The organism is Cumulibacter manganitolerans, assembly GCF_009602465.1.
Taxonomy (GTDB): domain Bacteria; phylum Actinomycetota; class Actinomycetes; order Mycobacteriales; family Antricoccaceae; genus Cumulibacter; species Cumulibacter manganitolerans.
The window spans coordinates 1-4,248 of sequence record NZ_WBKP01000097.1 but is presented as its reverse complement, the minus strand read 5'-3'; the positions used below and the strand labels follow the sequence as shown (position 1 = coordinate 4,248).

Here is a 4,248-nt window from a genome sequence, read left to right as displayed (position 1 = left end):
CTCGCCCCGCGCCGCCCGGTCGCGGGAGGTCGCGGCCCGCCGTCCCGTCTCGACGGCCGGGCCGGTGCTCGCCTGCGCCGCGCTGGTCGTCGCCGCATCGATGTCCATGCCGGTCGCCGGCGCGATCCTGCTGTTCCTGCTGCTCACCACCGCGCGCACCGTCGACCGGTTCCTCGCCGGGCTGCGCGGGCGCGAGGAGACCAGCCGCACCCGCCGGCGGGCCGTCACAGTTCAGCTGCTCACCAGCCCGTGGGCGTTCGCGTCCGCGGCCCTGCGCACTCTCGTCACGATGATCCTTCCGGTGGGCATCGCCGCCGCCACGGCCTACGCGGCGGCGCAGCTGATCCCGGCCTATCTCGGCTGGCACGCCTACAACGGCAACGCGGCGGTCGGCCTCGGTGCGGCGGCCGCCGTCGTGGCGGTCTGGATCGGCCCCGGCGGCACGGCGCACCGCCGGTCGACGCGCCGCGCGGTACGGGCCATCACGCCGTCGCCGACGGCGTCGCTGGCCCTGACCGGCGCGATCGTGATCGCGGTCGCCGCCATCGCGCTGGTGGTCTGGCGCTACCCGGTGATCGATTGGACGCCGCTGCCGAAGGCCCCGACGCGCGGCCTCTAGGCCGCGGCGGACCCGGCGGCCGGCCGCGACGCGACGACGAGGTCGCGGGCGATCGACGCGTCGACCCGGTGCGCGAACCGGTCGCCGTAGGGCGCCACCTGCAGCCCGACCCGGCGGCAGGCGTCCTCGACGTCGGCACGGGCGAGGGTCTTCGTGTTGAACGACAGGCCGAGCGCGCCGCCGGGCTTGAGCATCCGCGCCCAGCTCGGCATCGCGGCGGCGACGAGGTCGTCGGCGCGCCGGTCGAGGTCGTGCCCGCGGTGCGCGCCGTGCGCCACGCCGTACGGCAGGTCGCCGACGACGGCGTCCATCGTGCCCTCGGCGAACAGCTCGGTCACCGCGGTCGTGTCGGCGACCGCCACCGCGACCCGCTGCCCGTGCCCACTCCTCTGCGCGGCGCGGTCGGTGAACAGCTCGACGTCGAGCCGCTGCGCGATCGTCTTCTTGTGGCGCCGCACGGGCGCGAAGGAGTGCGTGTGCGGCAGCCGGTGGGTGCGCGCCCAGGTCTTCAAGAACACCGAGTAGGCCTCGACGTCCTTGCGGTCGACGTCGACGCCGTACCCGTCGAAGCCGCGCCGCAGCGCCAGGTTGAGGGTGGTGCCGCGGCCGCACACCGGATCCAGCAGCTTGGCGCGCCCACCGGTCAGCAGCTGCGGGCGCGCAGAGGCCGCCAGCGTCACGTTCATCAGCAGCGTGGTCAGCTGCTCGTTGGTCTTCCCGGTGTACTTCTGGATCGTGACCAGGTCGTCGCTGAACCGCGCCGTCGCCGGCAGCTCCACCGGCCTGAGCAGGGCACCCTCCCGCGCGAACAAGGCGTACGCCGCCGACGAGGAGGCGACCAGCGCGGCCAGCCGCGCCTCGTCGCCGATGCCGCTTAGGAGCAGGTAGTCCAGCCCCGCGATGGCCTCGAGCCGCACGGCGTCGCCGGCCAGGCCGAGCGCGGCCATCGTGATGTCGAGCTCGGCGGCGAGCAGCCGCGGGGCGTCGGCGGCGTAGACCCGGTTCACCGAGGGCGCGACCAGCAGGGCGTAGTCGCTCACGCCTCGGCGTCGTCCTCGTCGTCGCGGCGGTACGGGTCCGCCTCCCCGGCGTACCCCTTGCCCTCGCGCGAACGGGCCAGCTCGGTGTCGGCCGCGCGTGCCTTGGCCAGCAGGTCGTCGATCGTCGCGGCGTGCTCGGGGATCTCGTCGGCGACGAAGGCGAGCGTCGGGGTGAACTTCACGCCGGTGCGCTTGCCGACCGTGCTGCGCAGCACGCCCTTCGCCGACTCCAGCGCGGCCGCGGACGCGGCCTTCTCCTCGTCGGTGCCGTAGACGGTGTAGAACACGGTCGCTTCGCGCAGGTCGGAGGTCAGCTTGCTGCCGGTGACGGTCACCATCCCCAGTCGCGGGTCCTTCACCTGCCGCTCGAGCGTGTCGGCGACGATCTCCCGGATGCGCACCGCCAGCCGGCGGGCCCGTCCCTCATCAGCCATGATGTCCTCCTCGCGGACGTCGGTTCATCGATTGTGCCGGAGCCCCCCGGCACAGGCCGGTGGCCGCCCGGCGTCGCTGGCCGGCCACCGGTCAAGGTCGTGCTGCGGGCGGTCAGGCCCGCGGCTTCTCGCGCATCTCGTAGGTCTCGATGATGTCGCCTTCCTTGATGTCGTTGTACGACCCGAGGCTGATGCCGCACTCGAAGCCCTCGCGGACCTCGGTGGCGTCATCCTTCTCGCGGCGCAGCGACGCGATGGTGAGGTTGTCGGCAGCGACCGCGCCGTCGCGGACCAGCCGCGCCTTCGCGTTGCGCCGGATCACACCGTCCTGGACCATGCAGCCGGCGATGTTGCCGAACTTGCTGGAGCGGAAGATCGCGCGGATCTCCGCCTTGCCGAGCTCGATCTCCTCGAACTCCGGCTTCAGCATGCCCTTGAGCGCGTTCTCGATGTCCTCGATCGCCTGGTAGATGATCGAGTAGAACCGCACATCGACACCCTCGCGGTTGGCCCGCTCGGTCGCCTTGCCCTGGGTACGCACGTTGAACCCGAGCACGACCGCGTCGGACGCCGTCGCCAGGTCGATGTCCGACTCGGTGATCGCGCCGACACCGCGGTGGATGATCCGCAGCGACACCTCGTCACCGACCTCGATCTTCAGCAGCGAGTCCTCGAGCGCCTCGACGGTGCCGGAGTTGTCGCCCTTGAGGATCAGGTTCAGGCTCTCGACCTTGCCCTCGGCGAGGGCCTTGTTGAGGTCCTCGAGCGAGACCCGCCGGCGCGACTTGGCCAGCTGGGCGTTGCGCTCGCGGGCCTGCCGGCGTTCGGCGATCTGCCGCGCCACCCGGTCCTCGTCGACGACCAGGAAGGTGTCGCCGGCGCCGGGGACGGACGTGAAGCCGAAGACCTGGACCGGCATCGACGGCCCCGCCTCCTGCACGTTCTCGCCCTGGTCGTCGATCATCGCGCGGACGCGGCCGTGCGCGTCGCCGGCCACGATCGAGTCGCCGACGTGCAGCGTTCCGCGCTGGACGATGACGGTCGCCACCGAGCCGCGGCCGCGGTCGAGGTGCGCCTCGATCGCGACACCCTGCGCCTCCATGTCCGGGTCTGCCGTCAGCTCCAGCGACGCGTCGGCGGTGAGCAGCACCGCCTCGAGCAGCTCGTCGAGACCCTGACGCTTCAGCGCCGAGATGTTGACGAACATGGTGTCGCCGCCGTAGTCCTCGGAGACCAGGTTGTACTCGGTGAGCTGTGAACGGATCTTGTCGGGGTTGGCCCCCTCCTTGTCGATCTTGTTCACCGCCACCACGATCGGGACGTCGGCGGCCTGCGCGTGGTTGATCGCCTCCACCGTCTGCGGCATCACGCCGTCGTCTGCGGCGACGACGAGGATGACGATGTCGGTGGTCTTCGCGCCACGGGCACGCATGGCGGTGAACGCCTCGTGGCCCGGGGTGTCGATGAACGTGATCGCCCTCGGCTGGCCCTCGTGCTCGGTCTGCACCTGGTAGGCGCCGATGTGCTGCGTGATGCCGCCGGACTCGCCGCCGGCGACGTCCGCCTTGCGCAGCGCGTCCAGCAGCTTGGTCTTGCCGTGGTCGACGTGACCCATGACCGTGACGACGGGCGGACGCGCGACGAGGTTGTCGCTGTCGGCGTCCTGGCCGAACGTGATGTCGAAGTCGTCGAGCAGCTCGCGATCCTCGTCCTCCGGCGAGACGACCTCGATCTTGAAGTTCAGCTCGGCACCGAGCAGCTCGAGGGTCTCGTCGTTGACGGACTGGGTCGCGGTGACCATCTCTCCGAGGTGGAACAGCGCGGTCACCAGCGACGCCGGTGAGGCGTTGATCTTCTCGGCGAGGTCGGTCAGCGAGGCGCCACGCGGCATCCGGATCGTCGACCCGTCGCCGCGGGGCAGCTGGACGCCGCCGATCGTCGGCGCGTCCATCTGGTCGAACTCTTGTCTGCGCTGCTTCTTGCTCTTGCGTCCACGGACCGGGCCGCGAGAGCCCGGGCGGCCGAACGCGCCGGCCGTGCCACCGCCGCGACCGCGACCGCCACCACCGGGGCGACCGCCGCCGCCGACGAAGGCTGCATCAACTGATGGCGCAGGATCTCGCGGGGCTGCTCGCGGCCGCGATCGAGCGCGACC

4 protein-coding genes are annotated in these 4,248 nt (G+C 71.9%); 1 reads left to right on the top strand and 3 read right to left on the bottom strand.

Features of this window, described 5'->3' with window-relative positions; genetic code table 11:
- A partial coding sequence (locus F8A92_RS18755) for a hypothetical protein (protein WP_228389569.1) occupies positions 1 to 619 on the top strand: 619 nt, incomplete at its 5' end.
- Here the strand turns inward: F8A92_RS18755 and F8A92_RS18095 are convergent.
- The 3 genes from F8A92_RS18095 to infB form a co-directional block, all read right to left on the bottom strand.
- Positions 616 to 1,659, bottom strand: coding sequence for a TRM11 family SAM-dependent methyltransferase (locus F8A92_RS18095; protein ID WP_153506578.1), 1,044 nt, complete (start codon positions 1,657 to 1,659; stop codon positions 616 to 618). The genes F8A92_RS18755 and F8A92_RS18095 overlap by 4 nt on opposite strands.
- On the bottom strand, positions 1,656 to 2,093 hold the full coding sequence (gene rbfA, locus F8A92_RS18090) for a 30S ribosome-binding factor RbfA (protein ID WP_153506577.1): 438 nt from the start codon (positions 2,091 to 2,093) through the stop codon (positions 1,656 to 1,658). Before rbfA ends, F8A92_RS18095 begins: the two co-directional genes overlap by 4 nt.
- A gap of 112 nt (positions 2,094 to 2,205) precedes the next feature.
- Positions 2,206 to 4,044 carry a translation initiation factor IF-2 gene (infB, locus tag F8A92_RS18085; RefSeq protein ID WP_228389568.1) on the bottom strand — a complete coding sequence of 613 codons (1,839 nt, stop codon included), beginning with the start codon at positions 4,042 to 4,044 and terminating at the stop codon, positions 2,206 to 2,208.
- Between the last annotated feature and the right edge of the window lie 204 nt (positions 4,045 to 4,248).

Excerpts from the sequence above, each read along its gene's own strand:
- infB (WP_228389568.1), bottom strand. The coding sequence starts at position 4,044 with ATGGACGCGCCGACGATCGGCGGCGTCCAGCTGCCCCGCGGCGACGGG.
- rbfA (WP_153506577.1), bottom strand. The coding sequence starts at position 2,093 with ATGGCTGATGAGGGACGGGCCCGCCGGCTGGCGGTGCGCATCCGGGAG.